General features: G+C 52.3%; 22 protein-coding genes and 1 tRNA gene. 11 read left to right on the plus strand and 12 right to left on the minus strand.

All coding sequences use genetic code 11. The features are described from left to right. Nucleotides 1-122: 122 nt before the first annotated feature. Nucleotides 123-359 carry an Arm DNA-binding domain-containing protein gene (locus ACTU3N_RS20735; RefSeq protein WP_443088021.1) on the minus strand — a complete coding sequence of 79 codons (237 nt, stop codon included), beginning with the start codon at nt 357-359 and terminating at the stop codon, nt 123-125. A gap of 220 nt (nt 360-579) precedes the next feature. After that, nucleotides 580-664, minus strand: a tRNA-Leu gene (locus ACTU3N_RS20740). 404 nt (nt 665-1,068) lie between these two features. Here ACTU3N_RS20740 and ahr point away from each other — a divergent pair. After that, nucleotides 1,069-2,088, plus strand: a complete 1,020-nt coding sequence (gene ahr, locus ACTU3N_RS20745) for an NADPH-dependent aldehyde reductase Ahr (RefSeq protein WP_443088022.1) — start codon at nt 1,069-1,071, stop codon at nt 2,086-2,088. Nucleotides 2,089-2,131: 43 nt separating this feature from the next. Here ahr and ACTU3N_RS20750 read toward each other — a convergent pair whose 3' ends face one another. The 5 genes from ACTU3N_RS20750 to ACTU3N_RS20770 form a co-directional block, all read right to left on the minus strand. After that, nucleotides 2,132-3,769: a dihydroxyacetone kinase subunit DhaK gene (locus ACTU3N_RS20750; protein ID WP_443088023.1), complete on the minus strand. Its 1,638-nt coding sequence runs from the start codon at nt 3,767-3,769 to the stop codon at nt 2,132-2,134. Nucleotides 3,770-3,853: 84 nt separating this feature from the next. After that, entirely contained in the window at nt 3,854-4,357 is a 504-nt protein-coding gene (locus ACTU3N_RS20755; RefSeq protein ID WP_443088024.1) for a hypothetical protein, read from the minus strand. Nucleotides 4,358-4,436: 79 nt separating this feature from the next. Beyond that, nucleotides 4,437-5,519: an LPS export ABC transporter permease LptG gene (gene lptG / locus ACTU3N_RS20760; RefSeq protein ID WP_443088025.1), complete on the minus strand. Its 1,083-nt coding sequence runs from the start codon at nt 5,517-5,519 to the stop codon at nt 4,437-4,439. After that, a complete protein-coding gene (lptF, locus tag ACTU3N_RS20765) occupies nt 5,519-6,619 on the minus strand; it encodes an LPS export ABC transporter permease LptF (protein WP_443088026.1) in 1,101 nt (366 codons plus the stop codon). Before lptF ends, lptG begins: the two co-directional genes overlap by 1 nt. Nucleotides 6,620-6,682: 63 nt before the next feature. Then, entirely contained in the window at nt 6,683-6,733 is a 51-nt protein-coding gene (locus ACTU3N_RS20770) for a hypothetical protein (protein ID WP_231564360.1), read from the minus strand. A gap of 153 nt (nt 6,734-6,886) precedes the next feature. Here ACTU3N_RS20770 and pepA point away from each other — a divergent pair, with 153 nt between their 5' ends. From pepA to ACTU3N_RS20785, 3 genes are all read left to right on the plus strand, one after another. Beyond that, nucleotides 6,887-8,398, plus strand: coding sequence for a leucyl aminopeptidase (pepA, locus tag ACTU3N_RS20775; RefSeq protein WP_443088027.1), 1,512 nt, complete (start codon nt 6,887-6,889; stop codon nt 8,396-8,398). A 177-nt stretch (nt 8,399-8,575) separates the two neighbouring features. Further along, entirely contained in the window at nt 8,576-9,019 is a 444-nt protein-coding gene (holC, locus tag ACTU3N_RS20780; protein ID WP_443088028.1) for a DNA polymerase III subunit chi, read from the plus strand. Further along, entirely contained in the window at nt 9,019-11,874 is a 2,856-nt protein-coding gene (locus ACTU3N_RS20785; protein WP_443088029.1) for a valine--tRNA ligase, read from the plus strand. The genes holC and ACTU3N_RS20785 overlap by 1 nt, the downstream gene beginning before the upstream one ends. A gap of 45 nt (nt 11,875-11,919) precedes the next feature. Here the strand turns inward: ACTU3N_RS20785 and ACTU3N_RS20790 are convergent, their stop codons facing one another. Both ACTU3N_RS20790 and ACTU3N_RS20795 read right to left on the minus strand, forming a co-directional pair. Beyond that, on the minus strand, nt 11,920-16,203 hold the full coding sequence (locus ACTU3N_RS20790; protein WP_443088030.1) for a hypothetical protein: 4,284 nt from the start codon (nt 16,201-16,203) through the stop codon (nt 11,920-11,922). 112 nt (nt 16,204-16,315) lie between these two features. Then, nucleotides 16,316-17,518, minus strand: coding sequence for a YjgN family protein (locus tag ACTU3N_RS20795; RefSeq protein ID WP_443088031.1), 1,203 nt, complete (start codon nt 17,516-17,518; stop codon nt 16,316-16,318). Between the two features lie 192 nt (nt 17,519-17,710). On the opposite strand from ACTU3N_RS20795, the gene ACTU3N_RS20800 reads away from it, so the two are divergent. Further along, nucleotides 17,711-18,214, plus strand: a complete 504-nt coding sequence (locus tag ACTU3N_RS20800; RefSeq protein WP_443088032.1) for a GNAT family N-acetyltransferase — start codon at nt 17,711-17,713, stop codon at nt 18,212-18,214. Nucleotides 18,215-18,216: 2 nt separating this feature from the next. On the opposite strand, the gene miaE is transcribed toward ACTU3N_RS20800, so the two are convergent. Together miaE and rraB are read right to left on the minus strand one after the other, a co-directional pair. Further along, nucleotides 18,217-18,975: a tRNA isopentenyl-2-thiomethyl-A-37 hydroxylase MiaE gene (gene miaE, locus ACTU3N_RS20805; RefSeq protein ID WP_443088033.1), complete on the minus strand. Its 759-nt coding sequence runs from the start codon at nt 18,973-18,975 to the stop codon at nt 18,217-18,219. A 45-nt stretch (nt 18,976-19,020) separates the two neighbouring features. Further along, nucleotides 19,021-19,443 carry a ribonuclease E inhibitor RraB gene (gene rraB, locus ACTU3N_RS20810; RefSeq protein ID WP_443088034.1) on the minus strand — a complete coding sequence of 141 codons (423 nt, stop codon included), beginning with the start codon at nt 19,441-19,443 and terminating at the stop codon, nt 19,021-19,023. A gap of 117 nt (nt 19,444-19,560) precedes the next feature. On the opposite strand from rraB, the gene argL reads away from it, so the two are divergent. Next, nucleotides 19,561-19,635 carry a putative translational regulatory protein ArgL gene (gene argL / locus ACTU3N_RS20815; RefSeq protein WP_443088156.1) on the plus strand — a complete coding sequence of 25 codons (75 nt, stop codon included), beginning with the start codon at nt 19,561-19,563 and terminating at the stop codon, nt 19,633-19,635. Then, a complete protein-coding gene (gene argF, locus ACTU3N_RS20820; protein ID WP_443088035.1) occupies nt 19,605-20,609 on the plus strand; it encodes an ornithine carbamoyltransferase in 1,005 nt (334 codons plus the stop codon). Before argL ends, argF begins: the two co-directional genes overlap by 31 nt. Nucleotides 20,610-20,662: 53 nt before the next feature. Here argF and ACTU3N_RS20825 read toward each other — a convergent pair whose 3' ends face one another. Next, nucleotides 20,663-21,115, minus strand: coding sequence for a YhcH/YjgK/YiaL family protein (locus ACTU3N_RS20825; RefSeq protein WP_443088036.1), 453 nt, complete (start codon nt 21,113-21,115; stop codon nt 20,663-20,665). A gap of 342 nt (nt 21,116-21,457) precedes the next feature. Here ACTU3N_RS20825 and ACTU3N_RS20830 point away from each other — a divergent pair, with 342 nt between their 5' ends. The 4 genes from ACTU3N_RS20830 to ridA all read left to right on the plus strand — a co-directional run bounded on the left by ACTU3N_RS20830 (nt 21,458) and on the right by ridA (nt 23,502). Next, complete coding sequence (locus ACTU3N_RS20830; protein ID WP_443088037.1) at nt 21,458-21,595, plus strand: pyrBI operon leader peptide; 138 nt, start codon at nt 21,458-21,460, stop codon at nt 21,593-21,595. Between the two features lie 2 nt (nt 21,596-21,597). Further along, the gene (gene pyrB / locus ACTU3N_RS20835) at nt 21,598-22,533 is read left to right on the plus strand and encodes an aspartate carbamoyltransferase (RefSeq protein WP_443088038.1); all 936 of its coding nucleotides are present in this window, start codon (nt 21,598-21,600) and stop codon (nt 22,531-22,533) included. Between the two features lie 12 nt (nt 22,534-22,545). Further along, on the plus strand, nt 22,546-23,007 hold the full coding sequence (pyrI, locus tag ACTU3N_RS20840; protein WP_443088039.1) for an aspartate carbamoyltransferase regulatory subunit: 462 nt from the start codon (nt 22,546-22,548) through the stop codon (nt 23,005-23,007). A 108-nt stretch (nt 23,008-23,115) separates the two neighbouring features. After that, on the plus strand, nt 23,116-23,502 hold the full coding sequence (gene ridA, locus ACTU3N_RS20845) for a 2-iminobutanoate/2-iminopropanoate deaminase (RefSeq protein ID WP_443088040.1): 387 nt from the start codon (nt 23,116-23,118) through the stop codon (nt 23,500-23,502). The last annotated feature ends 2 nt before the right edge of the window (nt 23,503-23,504 follow it).

A 23,504-nucleotide genomic window follows, 5' to 3' on the forward strand; every position in this document is an offset into this window, starting at 1 on the left:
GATCTGCTCAACAACGGCTATTTTAAAGGATAGAGGATAATCGCGTTGGGTGCGTTTGAACTCAGTCATCATCACGTTCTCCGGGTTTGAGTCAGGAATGTGTCAACGCTATTCAGGACGGGTCACCCTTCAAAAATAAGCCGTCTTATTTCCGCTTGTTTATCCCTTGCCTGGGCGAGCGAAATCATAGGATATGGCCCTAAAGCCATACGGTTCTCTTTGTTTTTGAAGCGGAATTTCAGATACCAGAGCTTCGAACCGCCAGGGTTTACCTGAAGGTAAAGACCGTGACAGTCAGAGAGCCTGTATGCCTTGCCAGACGGCCTGGCATGCCGGATTGCGAGATCTGTAAGTGCCATTTGGGGGTCAAACCTTTATCGAACCGGATTTGCCCCCTTTTTTGCCCCCAAATTGACTGGATGTCAACGGATGAAAAACGACCAGCATGCACAATACCCACACACTAGAAGTGGTTAAAAGCGATTAAAATTATCTTTATTTTACAAACGGATATGCACTAATCTGGACGAGTTTGGACACAAAAAAAGCCACCTGGAGGTAGCTCGCTTTTGCATCACTTGGTGCCGAAGGCCGGACTCGAACCGGCACGTATTTCTACGGTTGATTTTGAATCAACTGCGTCTACCGATTTCGCCACTTCGGCACTGAAGAGGTATGCGGAAAACGTTCTGGATTATACCTGTCATACGCATCCATGCAAGCAGCGGTACGCGTAAGTCATACCAAGTGCTGAAAAATTCAGCGCCTCCCAACCAATACATCACCATTCATCAGGCCTGACGCTGGTTTAATTCACAAAAACTATCCATTCCCCACGTGGCATTTGCTATGCGGTCATTTTATGGCATGGCGGAGTTCCGAAAAGGCATGTACAACAAAACCTACTTCCGAGCGAATAAGCCTGAACTGGCGCGCCGATCGCAACATGACCCGCGTTATTCCCTTGCTGAAAAACGCTAAAACTACCCAAACCGCATGGATTGCAACCCACTTTCTGCATGGCTTTGCTCTACACTTCTTTCACAACCCCAAACTAAGGAATTCGTGATGAGCATCATAAAAAATTATGTCGCGCCGCAAGCGGGTGCCCCCCTCGAATTGCAGGAATATGACGCTGGCCCGCTGGCTGCGGAAGATGTTGAAGTGCAGGTGGACTATTGCGGGATATGCCATTCCGACTTGTCGATGATCGACAACGAATGGGGCTTTTCTCAGTACCCTCTGGTCGCGGGGCATGAAGTCATTGGCCGCGTGGTTGCATTGGGTAGCGCTGCACAGAACAAAGGCCTGAAAGTGGGTCAGCGAGTAGGGATTGGCTGGACCGCCCGTAGCTGTGGTCACTGTGATGCCTGCATTGATGGCAATCAGATCAACTGTCTCGAAGGTGCTGTGCCGACGATAATGAACCGCGGCGGCTTCGCCGATAAGCTGCGTGCCGACTGGCAGTGGGTCATTCCGCTACCGGATAGTATCGATATCGAAACCGCCGGACCGCTGTTATGCGGAGGTATCACCGTCTTTAAGCCACTGTTAATGCATAACATTACCGCAACCAGCCGTGTTGGTGTTATCGGTATCGGCGGCCTGGGCCACATTGCTATCAAACTGCTCCATGCGATGGGCTGTGAAGTGACGGCGTTCAGCTCAAATCCGGCGAAAGAGGCAGAAGTACGGCTGATGGGCGCGGATTATGTAGTGAACAGCCGCGATCCTCAAGCACTTAAATCGCTGGCGGGCCAGTTTGATCTGATTATCAATACCGTCAATGTTGACCTGACCTGGCAGCCCTACTTCGAAGCGCTGACACACGGCGGGCATTTCCATACCGTGGGTGCGGTGATGAAACCGCTGGAAGTTCCGGCTTTCACCCTGATCGCGGGCGATCGCAGCATCTCCGGTTCCGCTACCGGCACGCCGTTTGAGCTGCGCAAACTGATGAAGTTTGCCGGGCGCGCAAAGGTTGCACCGACCACCGAGATGTTCCCGATGTCGCAAATTAACGAAGCACTGCAGCACGTGCGCGACGGCAAAGCGCGTTACCGCGTGGTACTGAAAGCCGATTTCTGACGCAGAGCAACCCGGTGAGCCATCGCGCCACCGGGTTTTTTGCCTATTTCACCAGCGCTGCAAACACCTCAGCAATGGCTACCGCGCCAGGGTCGCTGATGCCTTCCAGGTTTTCACTGTTGACATAAGACGAGCGCCCTGCCCCGGCTTTTTGCATCGAAGCCGTGCTGGCAGCGCCCGTTTTTGCCGCATCAACGGCTGCGGCAAGCCCTTTATCACGCAGCGATTCCAGCGCCGGTTGCAGCGCGTCAATCAGCGTTCTGTCGCCCAATTCCGCCCCGCCATACTGCTTCATCTTTTTAATCCCCAGCAGTAAAGCCTCCGGCAACGCACTACCATCCTGCACAGCCTGACCTGCGGCGGTAAAGAAAATAGACATCAGTACGCCGCTGGAACCGCCCATCACGGTCGCCAGCCGCTCGCCTACCAGTTGCAGTAACTGCGCAGTGTTATTGAGAGGCAGCGCGTTGTTCTCCAACAGGCGAGCGATTTCCCGCGCACCCTCGGCAAACGTTGAGCCGGTATCACCATCGCCTACCCTGGCATCCAGCGCGTTGAGACGATTTTCCAGGCCTATCAAGGTCTGCGTCGCCGCGCTCACCAGCGCTTTAACCTGTGGATTATCAGACGGCGAGAACGCCAGCCCATCGAAGACCGCGCTGTACGGCTGTGTTTTCATCGGCGCGAACGGCACCGGTTTTTGCCAGCCGACCGTCTGCACATCAGCGCAAAGCGCTTTTTCAAATTCGTCGTTCAGGCGAAGCACAGAAAGGGAGAACCCTTTCATATCCAGCGAACTGACTAATGGCGCCGGACCAATCAGCCACGCTATCTGATCTTTGAGGGAGGAATGCGCCAGCTCTTTGGTGAGCAGCGCCATCTCCAGCGCCGACACACCGCCAAGATTATTGATAAGCACCGCCACGCGATCGTTGCCGATTTCAGCCTGTAAGGGTTTTACCAGCGTTTCGATTAACGCTTTGCTGTTATGTGTATCCACAACCGTTGCGCCCGGCTCGCCGTGAATGCCCAGCCCAAGCTCCACCTTGCCGCGCTGGATGCGCTCTTCGTCGCCATCGCTGCCCGGCAGGTTACAGCTTTCCATAGCCAGACCGAGACTACGCACGTTGTCGCACGCTTGTTGCGCAATGTCGCGCACTTCGCTGAGCGATTTACCGTGCTCGGCGGCATAACCGGCAATTTTATGCACCAGCGCCGTTCCGGCAATGCCGCGCGGCTGTTTATTATCCGGCAGCGCGATATCATCGGCGACAATCACCATCTCGACTTTCAGGCCGTAGCGTTTGGCTTTTTCCGCCGCCAGCCCAAAGTTGAGACGATCGCCGGTGTAATTTTTCACAATTAACAGGCAGCCGCGATCGCCGGTCACCGCCACGATAGCGTTCAGCACGGCATCAACGCTTGGTGACGCAAACACATCGCCGCACACCGCTGCGGTCAGCATCCCTTTGCCGACAAACCCGGCGTGCGCGGGTTCATGGCCGGAGCCGCCGCCGGAAATCACCGCCACGCGGCTTTTATCCCAGTCGGCGCGCGCCACAATGCGAATAGCCGGATCAATATCGAGTCGAACAAGGTTGCCGTGCGGTGCGGAAATCACCAAACCTTCAATAGCATCATTGACCAGCTGTTTGCGGTCATCGAAAAAGAACCTGGACATAGTTCCCCAATATGTTGTGAGTTGTTCATCAAGCATAGTCTGCAGGGCGTCGGGCGGGGCAAAGAACAGATTTTACTGAGTAGATTAAGGCGTTAAGCGTCCAAAACCCTCGCTGTAACCACAGGCTTGCCTGACTCGCTCAAGGCGGTGCTCTTGCCAGTTTGTACCGATAATCGCCATAACTAATAGCGTGCCATGCAGGTAAATCGGCCACTGCGGCTCAAGTAAAAAAAATGCGGCAAATGCCGGTAACCAGAACGTTCCCCAAAAAAAGATAACAGACGTGGTCACCAGGTCGAAATGCCAAAGTACCCGGTCGGCCTGCTTCTCCTCAGGTGAGCCGATACGTACAGTACCCACTTTAAGCGCCAGTTTAATTGCCCGCCGAACCAGCAGTTCAACGATGGCCAGCGCAAACAGCAGCAACAAGGCTTCAAAAATAAGTAGCGCACTGTTAACTGTCACCCCAAGCGCGCCGTCGCCGGCCCAAAATATACGCCATTGCACAATGAAAATCGCGACGGCAACGACACTGCTTGCCAGCAAGGTGATGAGAGAAGTAAAAAAACGCCGTAAACCGCGCAACATGCGCTGCTCCTTTCAAAACAGAAGAGAGGCCGCAGCCTCTCTTTTTAATTGATACAAAATCCTTGCGGAGGAACGCGTATCAATTTTTACGCATCAGCAACCACAGGCTGATTAAGAAAAATGAGGCACTTGGCAGCAGCGCGCCGACAACTGGCGGAATGCCATACACCAGCGTCAGCGGGCCGAAAATCTGATCCAGAACGTAGAAGACAAAACCGAAACTGATACCGGTAACCACGCGTACGCCCATCGCGACACTGCGCAGCGGGCCGAAGATAAACGACAGCGCCATCAGCATCATCACCGCAACGGAAAGCGGCTGGAAGATTTTGCTCCACATATTGAGCTGGTAACGCCCGGAGTCCTGCCCGCTCGATTTCAGGTACTTCACGTAGTTATACAAACCCGTGATGGATAACGCATCCGGGTCCAGCGCCACCACGCCAAGCTTGTCTGGCGTCAGGTTCGTTTTCCAGGTACCGCTAACGGTCTGCGCACCGGTAATCTGCTTCGGATCGGTCAGGTTCGATTCATCCACTTGCGACAGATGCCACACCTTTTGATTGCCATCGAACTTCGCTGACGCGGCAAAGCGCACCGACTGCAAACGGCGCTGATCATTGAAGGCATAAATACTTACGCCACCCAGTTCGTCGTCGCCTTTTACCCGTTCGATATAGACAAAGTTGTTGCCATCTTTCGCCCACAACCCTTGCTGAGTCGAAAGTAATGAACCGCCATACATGGACTGTGCGCGCTGATTACGCGCCATCTGCTCGCCCTGGGGCGCGACCCACTCGCCAATCGCCATCGTCAAAATAACCAGTGGAATGGCCGTTTTCATCACCGAGAGCGCCACCTGCATGCGGGTATAGCCGGATGCCTGCATCACGACCAGCTCGCTGCGCTGGGCCAGCATCCCCAGGCCTAACAATGCGCCAAGCAGCGCGGCCATCGGGAAAAAGATCTGAATATCTTTCGGCACGCTCAGTAAAGTATAAAAACCAGCGCCGAGCGCGTCATAGCTGCCCTGCCCGGCTTTTTTCAGCTGATCGACAAACTTAATAATGCCGGAAAGCGACACCAGCATGAACAGCGTCATCATAATGGTGGTGAATATCGTTTTACCGATATAGCGATCAAGAACGCCAAATGCCTGCATTATACCGCTCCTTTGCGCGCAAACCGGGCGCGGAACCGGCGTAGCGGTACCGTATCCCACAAGTTCAGGACAATTGCCAGCGCCAGGTACAGCAGGTTAACGGCCCACATCCAGACCATCGGGTCCAGCTTGCCTTTCGCGCCGTTAGAGCGAATGGACGTTTGCAACAGAAAGAACACCAGATAGAGCAACATGGCGGGCAGCATAGAAAGTACGCGGCCCTGGCGCGGGTTCACCACGCTCAGCGGCACGACCATCAGCGCCATCATAAATACAGTAAAGATTAGCGTTAAGCGCCAGTGCAGCTCAGCGCGCGCGCGATCGTCGTCAGTCATAAACAACGTGCGCATGTCCATCTGCTCAGTATCGGAAGGGTCAAGCGCAACCGCTTGATGGCCGATAATCGCCTGATAGTCCTGGAAATCCGTAATGCGGAAGTCGCGCAGCATCGCCGTGCCTTCAAAACGCGTACCGGCATTTAGCGTCACCACCTGAGAGCCATCTTTGCGCTGAGAGAGTTGCCCCGAATCGGCAACCACAACCGAGGGCCGTGCGTTGCCTTTCGGGCGAATCTGCGCCAGAAAGACGTCGTGGAAAGTATTCCCCTCAACGCTCTCAATAAAGAGCACCGCGTTACCGTCCGATGCTTGCTGAAATTGGCCCTGCGCCAGAGCCGCCATGCCGGGGTTCGCTTTTGCATCCGCCAGCACCTGATCCTGATGACGGGAGGACCACGGGCCTGCCCACATCACATTCACCGCAGCAATTGCGCCGGTAAACAGCGCCAGAATCATCGCGGCTTTAACCAGCACCGCGCGGCTCAGGCCACATGCGTGCATGACCGTGATTTCGCTCTCGGTATACAGTTTGCCCAGCGTCATGAGCAGGCCAAGGAACAGACTCAGTGGCAGGATAAGCTGCGCCATTTCCGGCACCCCTAAGCCCAGCAGCGAGAGCACCAGGTTTGTGGGGATTTCGCCGTCTGCGGCCGCGCCTAAAATCCTTACCAGTTTCTGACAAAAGAAAATCAGAAGTAGGATGAATAGGATCGCCAGCTGGCTTTTCAGCGTCTCCCGCGCCAGATATCTTATGATTATCACTTTAAATACGCCCGTAAAAACCAGTCTTTTTCCTGGAAAATAGCTTGTTTCATGGCTTAAACGTCATTTATGCTCTTGAGTCGTCGAAATCATCGCTAAGATTAATATACTCAGCGGATACGCGCGTGAGATCAGATCCTGACGTGCCGAAACCGAAGTACCATTAAGATTAACACGAAGTCACCGCAACAGCGGACATGAGTTACGAAAGCTTGCAATTCTATCCGTAGCAGCCGCCGTTGTCTTTAAGATTCAGGAGCGTAGTGCATGGAGTTCAGTGTAAAAAGCGGTAGCCCGGAGAAACAGCGGAGTGCCTGCATCGTTGTCGGAGTCTTTGAGCCGCGCCGACTTTCTCCGATTGCCGAACAACTCGATAAAATCAGCGACGGCTATATCAGCGCGCTGCTGCGTCGCGGAGAGCTGGAAGGTAAGCCGGGGCAAACGTTGCTGCTCCATCATGTACCTAACGTCCTTTCCGAACGTATTCTGCTGATTGGCTGCGGTAAAGAACGTGAGCTGGATGAGCGACAGTACAAGCAGGTTATCCAGAAAACCATAAACACCCTTAATGACACCGGCTCAATGGAAGCGGTCTGCTTTCTGACAGAACTGCATGTCAAAGGCCGTAACACCTACTGGAAAGTTCGCCAGGCGGTGGAAACAGCGAAAGAGACCCTTTACAGCTTCGATCAATTGAAGACCAATAAAAGCGAGCCGCGCCGTCCGCTGCGTAAAATGGTCTTTAACGTGCCGACGCGTCGCGAGCTGACCAGCGGCGAGCGCGCCATTGCGCATGGCCTGGCTATCTCTGCCGGGATCAAAGCGGCGAAAGATCTCGGTAATATGCCGCCCAATATTTGTAACGCCGCGTATCTGGCGTCTCAGGCGCGCCAACTGGCGGATACCTACAGCCAAAACGTGGTAACGCGCGTGATTGGCGAGCAGCAAATGCGCGAGCTGGGCATGTGCTCGTATCTGGCCGTCGGCCAGGGTTCGCAGAACGAATCCCTGATGTCGGTCATTGAATATAAAGGGAATCCGTCTGAAGATGCGCGCCCGATAGTGCTGGTGGGTAAAGGCCTGACCTTTGACTCCGGCGGTATCTCCATCAAGCCTGCCGAAGGCATGGACGAGATGAAGTACGACATGTGCGGCGCGGCGGCAGTGTACGGCGTGATGCGTATGGTGGCGGAGCTTCAGTTGCCTCTTAACGTGATTGGTGTGCTGGCCGGTTGTGAGAATATGCCTGGCGGGCGCGCTTATCGCCCCGGCGATGTGCTGACGACGATGTCCGGCCAGACCGTAGAAGTGCTGAACACGGACGCGGAAGGCCGCCTGGTGCTGTGCGATGTGCTGACCTACGTCGAGCGCTTTGAGCCGGAAGCGGTGATTGATGTGGCGACGCTGACCGGTGCGTGCGTGATTGCGTTAGGGCATCACATTACCGGCCTGTTGTCGAACCATAATCCGTTAGCGCATGAGCTGATTGGCGCATCTGAGCAGGCGGGCGATCGCGCCTGGCGTTTACCGTTGGGCGATGAGTACCAGGAGCAACTGGAGTCCAATTTTGCGGATATGGCCAACATCGGCGGCCGTCCTGGTGGTGCTATCACCGCGGGCTGCTTCCTGTCGCGCTTTACCCGCAAGTATAACTGGGCGCACCTGGATATCGCCGGTACCGCCTGGCGCTCAGGCAAAGCGAAAGGCGCAACGGGCCGACCGGTGGCGATGCTGTCGCAGTTCCTGCTTAACCGCGCCGGATTTAACGGCGAAGAGTAAAACTCTGTGCCGGCATCGTCCGGCATAAAACTTCTGGCAGAGAAAAGTCTATCCCCTCTGGATTGCGCGTTGCATCGTGGTGGTAACTCAGCACATCCCATGCGCCCATGTTACTCTGTCGCCAGGCGCGCTCCGGCAGCCAGCAAAGAGGCACTTTGAAAGACAACGGGTTGAGTTATGAAAAATGCAACGTTCTACCTTCTTAATGACGACAACACCGTCGATGGCTTAAGCGCCGTTGAACAGCTGGTGTGTGAAATTGCCGCAGAACGTTGGCGCAGTGGTAAACGCGTGCTGATAGCCTGCGCAGATGAGCAGCAGGCAACCCGGCTGGATGAAGCGCTATGGGCGCGCCCGGCGGACAGCTTCGTCCCGCACAATCTGGCTGGCGAAGGGCCGCGCGGCGGCGCGCCGGTGGAGCTGGCCTGGCCGCAAAAGCGCAGCAGCAGCCCGCGAGACGTATTAATTAGCCTGCGCGCGGAGTTTGCAGATTTTGCCACCGCTTTCACAGAAGTGATAGACTTTGTCCCTTACGAAGACTCTCTGAAACAACTGGCGCGCGAACGCTATAAAGCCTACCGCGTGGCTGGTTTCAACCTGAACACGGCAACCTGGAAATAATGGAAAAGACATATAACCCCAAAGATATCGAACAGCCGCTGTACGAGCAGTGGGAAAAGCAGGGCTATTTCAAACCGAACGGTGATGAAAGCCAGGAAAGCTTCTGCATCATGATCCCGCCGCCAAACGTCACCGGTAGTTTGCATATGGGCCACGCCTTCCAGCAAACCATCATGGATACGATGATTCGCTATCAGCGCATGCAGGGCAAAAATACCCTGTGGCAGGTCGGTACCGACCACGCAGGTATCGCGACGCAAATGGTGGTTGAGCGTAAAATTGCCGCTGAAGAAGGTAAAACCCGCCACGACTATGGCCGCGACGCTTTCATCGACAAAATCTGGCAATGGAAAGCAGAATCAGGCGGCACCATCACCAACCAGATGCGCCGTCTCGGTAACTCTGTGGACTGGGATCGCGAGCGCTTCACCATGGATGAAGGCCTGTCCAACGCGGTCAAAGAAGTGTTTGTGCGTTTATATAAAGAAGATCTGATTTACCGTGGCAAGCGCCTGGTTAACTGGGATCCGAAACTGCGCACCGCTATCTCCGATCTGGAAGTGGAAAACCGCGAGTCGAAAGGCTCCATGTGGCATATCCGCTACCCGCTGGCAGACGGCGCGAAAACCGCCGACGGCAAAAATTATCTGGTCGTTGCCACTACGCGCCCGGAAACGTTATTGGGCGATACCGGTGTTGCCGTGAACCCGGAAGATCCGCGCTACAAAGATCTGATCGGCAAGTTCGTGGTGCTGCCGCTGGTAAACCGTCGTATCCCGATTGTTGGCGACGAACACGCGGATATGGAAAAAGGCACCGGCTGCGTGAAAATCACCCCGGCGCACGACTTTAACGACTACGAAGTCGGTCGTCGTCATAAGCTGCCGATGATCAATATCCTGACTTTCGATGGCGATATCCGTGAAAGCGCAGAAGTCTTCGACACCAACGGTAACGAGTCTGACGTGTATCCGACCGATATCCCGGCAGAGTTCCGCAAGCTGGAGCGCTTTGCTGCGCGTAAAGCTATTGTTGCCGCCGTTGATGCGCTCGGCCTGCTGGAAGAGGTCAAAGCCCACGATTTAACCGTGCCTTACGGCGATCGCGGCGGCGTGGTTATCGAACCGATGCTTACCGACCAGTGGTACGTGCGTGCCGATGTGCTGGCGAAACCGGCTGTGGAAGCGGTGGAAAACGGCGACATTCAGTTTGTGCCTAAGCAATATGAAAACATGTATTTCTCCTGGATGCGCGACATTCAGGACTGGTGTATTTCCCGCCAGCTTTGGTGGGGCCATCGCATTCCGGCGTGGTATGACAACGACGGCAACGTGTACGTTGGCCGCAGCGAAGAGGAAGTGCGTCAGGAAAACAACCTCTCTGCCGATATCGCGCTGCGCCAGGATGACGACGTGCTCGACACCTGGTTCTCCTCCGCGCTGTGGACGTTCTCCACGCTCGGCTGGCCGGAGAACACCGATGCGCTGCGTCAGTTCCACCCAACCAGCGTGATGGTGAGCGGTTTTGACATTATTTTCTTCTGGATAGCGCGCATGATCATGATGACCATGCACTTTATCAAGGACGAAAACGGCAAGCCGCAGGTGCCGTTTAAGACGGTCTATATGACCGGTCTTATCCGCGATGACGAAGGCCAGAAAATGTCCAAATCCAAAGGTAACGTGATTGACCCGCTGGATATGGTCGACGGCATTTCGCTGGCGGAGCTGCTGGAAAAACGCACCGGCAACATGATGCAACCGCAGCTGGCAGAGAAAATTCGTAAACGTACCGAGAAGCAGTTCCCTGACGGCATCGAGCCGCACGGTACCGACGCCCTGCGTTTCACGCTGGCCGCGCTTGCTTCAACGGGCCGCGATATCAACTGGGATATGAAACGCCTGGAAGGGTATCGTAACTTCTGTAACAAGCTGTGGAACGCCAGCCGCTTTGTGCTGATGAATACCGAAGAAAAGGATTGCGGCTTTAACGGCGGCGAGCTGGTGCTGTCGCTGGCAGACCGCTGGATCATTTCTGAATTCAATCAGACCATCAAAGCGTACCGTGAAGCGCTGGATAGCTTCCGCTTCGATATCGCGGCCGGTATTTTGTATGAGTTCACCTGGAACCAGTTCTGCGACTGGTATCTGGAGCTGACCAAGCCGGTGATGAACGGTGGCTCTGACGCCGAGCTGCGCGGCACGCGTCATACGCTGGTGACCGTGCTGGAAGGTCTGCTGCGCCTGGCGCATCCGATCACTCCGTTTATTACGGAAACCATCTGGCAGCGCGTGAAAGTGCTGAAAGGCATCACAGCAGACACCATTATGCTGCAACCGTTCCCGGCTTATGATGCTTCGCAGGTTGACGAGCAGGCGCTGGCCGATACGGAATGGCTGAAGCAGGCGATCGTTGCCGTGCGTAATATCCGCGCAGAGATGAATATTGCGCCGGGTAAACCGCTGGAACTGCTGCTGCGTAATGCCAACATCGAGGCTCAGCGTCGGGTTAATGACAACCTGAACTTCCTGAAAACCCTGGCGCGTCTGGAGAGCATCACTATTCTGCCTGCTGATGATAAAGGCCCGGTATCGGTGACCAAAATCGTTGACGGCGCAGAGCTGCTGATCCCAATGGCAGGCCTTATCGACAAAGAAGCTGAACTGGCGCGTCTGGCAAAAGAAGTGGCGAAAGTTGAGCAGGAAATTGGCCGCATCGAAAGCAAGCTCAGCAACGAAGGCTTTGTGGCGCGCGCACCGGAGGCGGTGATTGCCAAAGAGCGTGAAAAGCTGGAAGGCTACGCGCAGGCAAAAGCTAAACTGGTTGAACAACAGGGCGTTATCGCCGCCCTGTAATGTAAAGCAGTCATATCAGGCCGGGCATGTCATTGCCCGGCTTTTTTACGGCTGCCGCCGGTCATATTTCCCGACCCTGAGCGCCTCCCCCACCGTGAGCGAAATCCATGCATGACGCAGCGCATCGTTTACAGAGGATGAATTATTATGCTCGCCTGCGTCACGTCTGGCGCGAATAACCGCGTCAAAGGGGCGATCGGCGGCAATATCTCTGATTATCGTGGCGACGACCTGGGCATCTGACATCATTATATTGGCCCGAAACATCGGATCGTAAACAACAGCAGCAAAAATTTCCGACTCAGTTAAATCTTTGGTAATGCCCTGATGCATTTTCAGATTATTTATAAAATTAATAAAATCGGGTCTATCATAAATAATAGCGAAATGATGCCTACTTTTTCTTATCGCAAAATTATCATAAAACATTCTGCGCACATCCATACCATTACTTATTTCCCCACTCTCAGGAAGGGTATGAGTAAACATATCCCCGGTATTCGACGAGGCATGCGAAACCTCATGATTAAGATTGTCAGTTATGCTGGTCGGCAACAATAAATTATTGTGATATTTATCCGCAAAAAAGACAATTCGACTTTCGGGATCGGTTCTTAACACCGCAGCGAAAGGAACAACTGTATATAATTGCGTGTCAGGCAGCGTAGAAATATAGCGACCTGGATTGGCAGAATCGAGTTGCAGATCGCTTGAGGCAATAATTAAATTATTATAATCAACCTCTTTAACCGCCGTTAAATAGTTATATCCTCTTTTGACAATATTACTCAGCCGGGAAAATGCTTCCTGAATAACTTCTGGCTGATCCGTATTCAAAATCCCACTTAAATAATGACCGACATTCGACTCCATTATTGCGCCATGATATTCAATTCCCCACAACCTAATCCAGACGCGCTGAAAGGTGCTCAGGCTTTGTTGCGCCTGGGAGCGTAACGCGTCCTGCATTGGCGCAAGCCAGGGTGGCACGCTTTCAGGCGAATAAGGGTTCACGCCTGCCCATGCACGCCATGGATAAGGCGCATAAAAATTCTCCAGATCGGCTTTTATTATCTCGTTCGCCTTTTCCACACTCTCCGACCTGAGCGGTGGCTCTGGCAGAAAGCGGTTCAAACGCTGGATATTGTTATTGGGTGACGGGTCTATTATCATCCCGGGGAAATTGTCAGTGATTCCCCGCACGGTATTCCAGTAGGATGAACGGCCCGGAACAGGCGGCAACAGCCTGTATCCAGCGGGCGCTGGCTGCAAAGCCGGGGGATGAACAGCAACACTCGCATCAGCTGCATGCCGATGCTTCGCCATGTGGGTATCTCTTTCGATGACTTTTAGCTCACCTTTTTCCAGGCGATAATATTTGCCGACCTCCTCGCCGGTTTGCGGGTTCACCTGCACCCATTGATTCTTGCGTACTTTTTTGATACTGACTTCTTGCCCGGAAACCGGCAATTTTGCTTTGCGGTAATTTTTTGCAGCCACGGGTGGCCTGGCGGCGATTTGCTCTAGTTTATCAGCCAGCTGCGGATTGCTAACGCCTGCGCTGATATGGGCTATCCGCGCGCCACCTCTTAGCAGCGGCTCCATACCGGGGTCCAGCGCCCTTAGCGCCGAGAGCAGCAGCGCGCGCATCTCCCCTGCCGCCGGGAGTGCAATACCTGCCGCTACCGCCGAAGCAATGGCTTTGGCCGTCGCTCCCTGGCCTGCTTTCAGCACCCCGCTTCGCATCCCCATCGCCACACTTAAGCCAAACTTGCCGCCGATCGCCGTCGCCTGACCAATGACCGGGAGCAGAGAGATGACATCAAGAAAACATGAAAGCCCGGCCTCGACTTTTTCCATCGGGACATCACTTGCCAGCCCTTCAATACAGCCATAAAAAGGAATAATCGGTTTTAGCGCGCTCCAGAAATTTTCCGTTGCTGAACGTACATCGCCCATTCGATAAAGCGTTTTGTGAAATGTTTCCCTATGCTGCGTGCTGAAATAATTAATAAAGGCATCGCTTCCCGTGTCCCGATTCTCATACAGCTGTGTTTGCGGCACGTTGATATTGAAAGAGAAAAGATGGCCACGCGTTTTAACTTTCTCATCAATTAGCTGGTAATTTGTCCAGAAATGTTCATAAGTTAGCATGTCATGGTTGATATAAAGACGCACGTCGCGATCGAGCCGATATAATGTATAGCCATTATGGTCCCCATCGTTTTTTTTCAGGCCATAAATACGCTCCTCATTATTATTTATTACGGCAAAAAGCTCCGTATTCTTAAGCTCGATAAGAATAAACACATAGGGAGCGCCGCCAAACATCGTTGGTGCCGAGAGCTCCGCCTGTACTTCTGTGCGCATTTTCAAAAATGCCGGATGCGTTTTACTGGTGGGAGAGCAGATAAAATTATAATCATCTTTATTGACGGAAGAGAGCGCGCCTTCGACTAATAAACGGTCAAGTTTTCTAAAAGCATTAGCAACATTATCTGTTACCTGCTGATATTCCAGGTTCAATGAAGGTGGTACATTATCCTGCGTACAAGGAGGATCGTTATAAAGTAAATATCGTTCTTTAGCTTGCTCGCGAATATTTTTGTTTATTTGCCACTGAGGCAAGTTATCATCGCCCCAGTTTTGCATATACATAATTTTATCCAGAGGACATCGGGCAACAAACTTATCCGCCAGGGCGCCTTTATTCGCCCAAACGTCAAACGCATTTTGGTAATCACTAAGATACCTCTGGATATTATTCGCCAGTTCCTGTGCGTCTTGCCATTGACGCAGCACAACAGGTACGACCGTCTCAGGCCAGGATGCCCGCGGCCCTTTCAGCAAGTCCGGTGCGCTACAGGCAACAAACCATAGTGCAGGGGTAATAAGGTAAGGCAGCATAACCATCGCCTCGCGCCCACGTATCATTGTGCCCCAAATGCTCGCCCCGGTTTCAGCAATGTCTGACAGAGTAAAATTATCGAGCGCGCCCTGCTGGGCAAGAAACTCTGCACCTGTGTACAGTGCAAGAAATTCATATTCGGTGAATCTCTTTTGTTGCACACCTTTAAATTTTTCGTCCAGTAGCGGGATTTCTGCGTTAATAATGGTGTTCCACATGGACTCGAAACTATTCCATTGACCCGCGGGAATATTATTAACATCCAGTTTTCCGTCAAAAAATAGCGCGGGCATAGAGATCAAGTGATAAAGACTCGCCAGGGTTTGATAACGGCCTGTTGTATCGGCAATCATTTTTTCAGCGATATATTCGTGCAGCGGTTTATCAAGTAACGTAGAGATAACCCACTGCCGAATGACGCTTTTCGCCACCTGCGGAGAAAGAGGTTCCTCTATTTTTCCACTATAAAAATCGGTATTATTCAGAATATATTTCACCAGCTTCAGCGTATTATTTTTGACGTTAGCTGACGCAACAAGGGGAAAAAGCCAGCGCGCCACACAGCTCACCAGCGCCTCTTTCGTTGGCTGACAATCAAGGTTGAGATTCTCGCGGCGAAAGAAATCAAGCAGGTCCCCCTCCGTAGAATTATCAGGGGAAATATTTATTTTTCCGGTATTATTAACCGGAACAGATAAATCTGCCATCACCGGTTCAGCAACAACTAACTCACCCGATGACTGATTATCCAGTCCCCGTGCCGCAACAGGCATATTCTCCTTTGCCGCAGCGTAATTTGCCCCTTGTCGGCCCAGGTAAATTGCCGCACCGGAAACTAACGCTATGCCTGCTATAATACCGCCAGCCAGCAGTGAAGTACGCGGCGTTATCATATTCGCCAGCCAGTGGCGGGACGCGAGCGCCTCTTTCACCTCCAGACGAATTTCACGCCCCTGCTTAAGTACTGCCTGCAGTGCAGGATAGTCGCTCGGTATCAGCGCTGTTTTCTCACTCTGTGACTCAGCGAAATGGATAACAGACTCAGCGCCCGGCAACGCTTTTAAACGCTGCCGCGTTTCGCAGCTTAACGGATTATTGTCGAGAAACACATTTTTTAGAGATGGCGGGAAAGCACCAGGCAGATGAGTTATCTGGTTATTGGTTAAATTGAGCGTCGTAATATGGGAGGGTAAAACAGCAGGAATACAAGATAATTCCAGGTCGGCAAGATCGAGCGTCGCATTTTTATATTCAAGGCAAGCCTGTAACCTTTCAACTGCAATACGCCTGAATTCCCCACTGCCCGCCGGGGTATTTCTTTCCCATGCCTGCCAGTGAGATAAATAATAGACTGAATCGTTTTGCTGGTGAGGGTAATTAAGTGGGGTAAATACTGTACTGCCGGATGTTACTGATGGCATATCCTTATCCCTGGACAGTGCAACATGTAACCAATATTAATTTTAAGCTTAAAAAAGAAATATCAGGAAACACGCTGACCAGCAAGCCAGCGTATTTTTAGGGTTACGACTGTCAGAATGCAGCCGGGAAGAATGACAAACCGCGCGCCAGCAAGTTAGCAGGATCTTTTGCCGGTTGTACGTCGTGATTCTCAAGCGTTAATGCATCCAGATAGCCATGAACATGGGTGTTTTCCAGCAGGTAGCGCGTAAAACGTACTTTCGCCCACGGCCACGCGAGGAATAACGTCACCAGACACACCAGCATATTCGTTACAGAGATCCAGAAAACGCGGCCAACCGTTACTGTAGAAGAGAAACCAATGTCCCCTTCCAGTGACATCTGACCGTAAATATAATTACGCATCTTCACAAAGGCGAAGATATAGCATATTACTGCGCCAACGATATAAACAACATAGCTAAAGATTAATTTGCCATAGAGCGGCGCAATCAGCATCGCCATACGCTCCGGATCGCCTGCCGCCAGGAAGGCATATTGCGATATCATAAACATGGCCGGAATAACGATATACATCGCCAGTGCGATAAAAGGTACAAATAGCAGCATTGACAGTACAATAATCGTGACACATTTCTTTATAGAAAGGTCAGCCGAGAATTTTAATTTGCCATACTGCAAATTATTAACCAACATACCAAACCACTGCGCAGCATATACACCTTGCATAAAGGCAATACCCAGCAATAAGACCAGCGTACCAATACCCAACGTAATAAAAATCGCGTTGTAGGAAATGCTTGTCGCCGCGCTACGCAAGAAAAAGACGAAAATCAGCGCGGATACCCCAGCAATCACCAGCGGGCATCCCATCATCACCCACCAGGCGCGCAGCGGGCTGGCATAGAAATTAAAGCGAACGCCGTTAATTTCTGTCATCAACATTTGGTAGCGCAACCCTTGCGTAATCAGCCACGGTAAGAAGATCACGAATAACGCAAACATGCACAGTTGCAGAGTCATGTTATGGTATATGATATTAATAAGAAAAACCGCATACAGTGCCAGCAAACAGAGCCAGCCAACAAATATAGAACGACCGGTCGCGTGGTAGGAAAAGCGCTGACCGTTAAGCTCTGTGTTCTGGTAGAAATAGCGGCGCGCGCGCACCAACGCCCAGGGCAAATATAACCCTAATGTTACCAGGGTTAGCAAAATATTTACCAGCCAGACCAGAAAATAGCCTTTACCACTCCCCTGAAAAAGAAAATGGCGTACCGGAGCCGCCCCGGAACCTTTAGAAATGGAAATCATAACAATCCTTATCGTAAATATCGAAAAAAACAAACCAGAGAATGCAATAATATTGCAAAATAGTTTTCTCCATTTTAAGTCTAAATAGATATGAGGAAAAAAAATAGCGACCAATATTCCTGGTCTTGTCATTACGCTCAATGAGTGGTATTAAGCAAGAACATGGTAGAAAGAAGAAAACAGAGTACTGAGATGAATGTAACCGCGCCGGTAGAGGTCAAAATGCGCCGTATTACGGCTGCCGATAACGCCGCCATCGCATCGGTGATCCGCGAAGTATCAGCGGAATATGGCCTCACCGCAGATAAGGGCTATACCGTTGCCGATCCGGATCTGGACGAGCTATATCAAAAATATAGCCAGCCGGGATGTGCTTATTGGGTCGTGGAACACAATGGGGATGTCGTTGGCGGCGGCGGTGTTGCACCGCTTGAATGCAGCGAGCCGGATATCTGCGAGCTGCAAAAGATGTATTTCCTACCGAAGGCGCGCGGCCAGGGGCTGGCGAAAAAACTGGCGCAGGTCGCGCTGGAGCATGCTCGCGAACAGGGTTTTACCCGCTGTTACCTCGAAACCACCGCCTTTTTAAAAGAAGCTATCGGCCTGTATGAGCATCTGGGGTTTGAGCATATCAATGCCCCGCTGGGCTGCACCGGGCATGTTGATTGTGAAGTTCGCATGCTAAAAGCGCTGTAATATTACACCGGCACGCCGCTATGAAAGCGGAACTCGCTATCCGGCGTTGAAATCAGCGCCGCTTCTGTTTCACCGAAGTAGCGCACGCGCGGCGCAATATCCTCTTTTGCAATCTGTTGCGCCAGTGTGAGGTAATCCTGATAATGGCGCGCTTCTGAGCGCAGCAACGACAGGTAAAATCTCTGCAAATCATCGTCAAGATACGGGGCCAGCGCTGCAAAACGCTCGCAGGATCGCGCCTCGATATACGCACCGCAAATCAGTTTATCAATGAGCGTCAGCGGTTCGTGCGTGCGTACCTCTTTTAACATCTCTTTTGCATAACGGCTGGCCGTGATCTTCACGTAAGGGATATTTCGCGCAATCATCGCTTCCCGTACTTGCCAGAAATGATGCAGTTCCTCTTTGATCAACAGCACCATGCTATCGATCAGCGCCTGGCCCCAGGGATCGTCCGTTTGCGGCATCACGCTTTTGCTAATCTGCTTATGAAGTGCAACGAAGTCCGGCTCCGGCCCTTCACGGAAGGTAAAGGCTTCATAAGGCTTTAGCCACGCCAGCAAAGCATCTGCTCCGCTTTTATCCGCCACATATTTGCGCACCAGCAGCATAGCGGTTTGCGCGGCTTTCAGCTCGCAAACCATATGATCGGTCAGCAGCAGCGGCAACATCGTTGGCTCGCGAGCTTTGTCTATCCAGGCCTGAGGCGTTGGGCAGTGGAGAAAATCTAAAATCGGGGCGAGTGTTTGCGCGTAGTCCATAGCGATTCCTTGCTTTGCGGCAGCGGGCGCTGCCGCAACTTTTACTTAGTGACGTACTCCGTCGTCTTCTTCGTCAACGTAGTCTTCGTCATCATCCTCGCCGTCTTCGCCGTTCGGGTCTTCGTAGTAAGTCCCCCAGCCATCATATTCAACGTCGAATTTCTCAGCCAGATTCAGCAGTTGTTCAACCTGGGCGTCAATCAGCTCGGCATTCAGCGCACATTCGCTGAGTACATCGCAACAGATAACGATCTCGCCGCCTTCCAGCTCCAGCTCTTCAGGCTCGGTGACTTCATAACCCAGCTTGAACGCCTCAACAGCGGCTTTCTCCAGCGTCTCGAAATCATCTGCCGACAGATGGTGCTCAATGGTGTACAGCGCATCAGGATCGCTGCCGTCCTCAAGCAATTCTTCGATAATCAAGCGCGTTTCTTCGCGCTGCTCTTCCAGGTGTTCTGCGTTTGCCATGGCTCGTTCCTCATTTGTGGCAGATATACTTATTGTCACACACCCAGGTCATTGCCTCCACTGTCAGGCGAAAAGAATTATCTTTAAGGGTTGATTTTGAATATTCATACATATAAATTGAATTTTAATTCAATAAATGGCTTGAACCATGAGAGGGAAACATGTCCGCCTTTTACCAGAAATCGTTTTTGAAATTACTCAATTTTACGCCTGCTGAAATCAATGCTCTGCTACAACTCGCCGCTCAACTCAAAGACGATAAGAAAAAAGGTAAGGAAGTACAGAAGCTTACCGGGAAAAATATCGCGCTCATCTTCGAAAAAGACTCAACCCGCACCCGTTGCTCTTTCGAAGTTGCCGCATTTGACCAGGGCGCACGCGTGACGTATCTCGGCCCGGCCGGGAGCCAGATTGGGCATAAAGAATCAATTAAAGATACCGCACGCGTTTTAGGCCGCATCTACGACGGTATTCAGTATCGCGGCTACGGCCAACATATTGTTGAAACGCTGGCGCACTACGCGGGCGTGCCGGTATGGAACGGTTTGACTGATGAATTCCATCCCACTCAGCTCCTGGCCGATTTGCTCACTATGCGCGAACATATGCCTGGCAAGGCGTTTAATCAGATGACGCTGGCCTATGCAGGGGATGCGCGGAATAACATGGGGAATTCCTTATTAGAAGCGGCCGCGCTGGTGGGGCTGAATTTACGGCTTGTCGCGCCCAAAGCCTGCTGGCCTGAAAGCAGTCTGGTTGCCGAATGCACCGCGCTGGCGGTGAAAAATGGCGGAAATATCACCCTTACTGAAGATATCGCGGCGGGTGTGAAAGAGGCTGATTTCATCTATACCGACGTCTGGCTGTCGATGGGCGAAGCGAAAGAGAAGTGGGCAGAGCGTATTGCACTGCTGCGTCCTTACCAGGTGAACAGCAAAATGCTGTCGTTAACCGGTAATCCGAACGTGAAGTTTTTGCACTGCCTGCCAGCTTTTCATGACGATCAAACGACGCTGGGTAAACAAATGGCGCAAGAATTCGCATTGCATGGCGGCATGGAGGTGACTGATGAAGTGTTTGAGTCCCCGGCGAGTATCGTTTTCGATCAGGCAGAGAACCGCATGCATACCATTAAAGCCGTAATGGTCGCGACGCTGAGCCAGTAACTGCCAGCACCGGTGAGGGGGCCGTCCCCCTCACACAGGTAACGCCAGGGACATTAGCTAACCAGTAATTTCACCACTACTTTTCGCACAGCCGCAGGCGCATTGACCGCACATAACGGTTTATGCACTTCGCCCGGATAGAAAACGACGAAGTCCCCTTCATTGAGCACCACGGTTTTTTCCTCTACGCCTTGCGCCAGGAAAGCTATGTCTTTATCCGCCAGCCAGTCGGTGTCCGGCGCGCCCGCAGGGTGCGTACTGAAGGTCATGCCCTCCTGCCCTTTCAGCACAATTTGAATATCCAGATAGCGAGCGTGATACTCCGCGCGACGCTCGGCAAAAGGCTGAGTCATATCTTCAGATACCAGATAAAACAGGCGGTTGCCGTCTATTTCATGCTTGCCAATGGCGGTCGTATCAGTGACATGCTGCTTAACATGCTCAATGGCCTGGCGCAGTTCTTCGGGCAGCCAGGGCTGTAGATTGTGAATATTGCCAACGATCATGGTTTAACCCTCGATATAAAACATCGTTTCATTTCTTGTTTTTATACGAGAATTCCCCCTGCCATACCACCCTTTTTTGCTGCAGTTTTGCGATAACGCATAGTTATCATAAATAAGTAATACATTATGTCGCGAACATATATTGCCCTGTTAAATTGCAGGCGAACCACTTTTTTAATACGGCAACATAGCTACCCGCAACAGCAATAACTGGATGATTAAAAAACGCGTAATTTGGCATACTTATTCACACAAACCGTTTGCTTTGGATAAATTGTGCATCGATCGCTTGATCCGCAAAAACAGCTGCGTATAATCCGGGACAATTTGCCGGGAGGAAGCATGAGCCAGAGTGTACGACAAGCGCGCTTACCGCGTCTGAATCAGGACGCTGGCCTGCCGTTTTTCTTTCCCGTTGCTAACCTATTCCACAGCCCCTCTGTTAGAGGGGCTTTTTTTTGCCCGGTCGTCAGGAGATAAACATGGCTAATCCGCTTTATCAGAAACATATCATTTCCATAAACGATCTCAGCCGCGATGAACTTTTGCTGGTGCTAGCCACCGCCGCCCGACTGAAGGCCAATCCACAGCCAGAACTGCTCAAGCACAAAGTGATTGCCAGCTGTTTTTTCGAAGCATCAACCCGCACACGCCTCTCTTTTGAAACGTCCATGCACCGTCTCGGCGCAAGCGTGGTTGGCTTCTCCGACAGCAGCAACACCTCGCTGGGTAAAAAAGGCGAGACGCTGGCGGACACCATTTCGGTTATCAGCACCTACGTGGACGCCATCGTTATGCGCCACCCGCAAGAGGGCGCAGCAAGGCTGGCGACAGAATTTTCCGGCGGTATTCCGGTGCTCAATGCGGGCGACGGCGCCAACCAGCACCCAACGCAGACCCTGCTTGACCTGTTCACCATTCAGGAAACTCAGGGGCGGCTGGAAAACCTGCATATCGCCATGGTGGGCGATTTGAAATATGGCCGCACCGTGCATTCGCTGGCGCAGGCGCTGGCGAAATTTAACGGCAACCGTTTCTACTTTATCGCGCCGGATGCGCTAGCGATGCCGCAATACATTCTCGATATGCTGGATGAAAAGGATATCGCCTGGAGTGTGCACGCCAGTATCGAAGAGGTGATGCCGGAAGTGGATATCCTTTATATGACCCGCGTGCAAAAAGAGCGTCTGGACCCGTCGGAATACGCAAACGTCAAAGCGCAGTTTGTTCTGCGTGCCAGCGACCTGGTCGGCGCTCGCAGCAATATGAAGGTACTGCATCCGCTGCCGCGCGTTGATGAAATCACAACTGACGTGGATAAAACCCCGCACGCCTGGTATTTCCAGCAGGCCGGTAATGGAATATTCGCTCGCCAGGCGTTGCTGGCGCTGGTTCTCAACCGCGGCTTGGTTCTGTAAGAGGAAACGATAATGACGCATGATAATAAACTTCAGGTCGAAGCCATCAAACGCGGCACCGTAATTGACCATATTCCGGCGCGGATAGGCTTTCAGCTTTTGTCCCTGTTCAAGCTGACGGAAACCGATCAGCGTATCACTATCGGTCTGAACCTGCCGTCCGGCGAAATGGGCCGCAAAGATCTGATTAAAATCGAAAATACTTTCCTGACCGACGAGCAGGTGAACCAGCTGGCGCTGTATGCGCCGCACGCGACGGTCAACCGTATCGACGAATATGAAGTGGTCGGCAAGTCTCGCCCAAGCCTGCCGGAGCATATTGTTGGTGTCCTGGTGTGCCCGAACAGTAACTGCATCAGCCACGCAGAGCCGGTCTCTTCCAGCTTTGCGGTAAAAAAACGCGCAGACGATATCGCACTGAAGTGTAAATACTGCGAGAAAGAGTTCTCGCACCATGTGGTGCTGGCAAACTAAGCCCGATGCTGCAAAAGCCGCCTTTGATTTCGCCATCAAAGGCGCAGCCTGAAGGAGAAAGTGTATAATAACCCGGTCACTTATTACCGCTGTCATTCAGGAGAAGTTATGACTAAAACCATCGCGACGGAAAATGCACCCGCAGCCATCGGCCCTTATGTGCAAGCTGTTGATCTCGGCAACATGATCCTGACCTCAGGTCAGATCCCGGTTGATCCGAAAACAGGTAGCGTACCGGAAGATGTTGCGGCGCAGGCTCGTCAATCGCTGGAAAATGTCAAAGCCATCGTCGAAGCCGCTGGTCTAAAAGTGGGCGACATTGTAAAAACGACGGTTTTTGTGAAGGATCTTAATGATTTTGCCACGGTGAACGCGACCTATGAAGCGTTCTTCACCGAGCACGACGCGACCTTCCCGGCACGTTCTTGTGTGGAAGTAGCGCGCCTGCCTAAAGATGTCAAAATTGAGATCGAAGCGATCGCGGTGCGCCGCTAAGC

The organism is Vagococcus sp. WN89Y (assembly GCF_052220145.1).
GTDB lineage: Bacteria > Pseudomonadota > Gammaproteobacteria > Enterobacterales > Enterobacteriaceae > Kosakonia.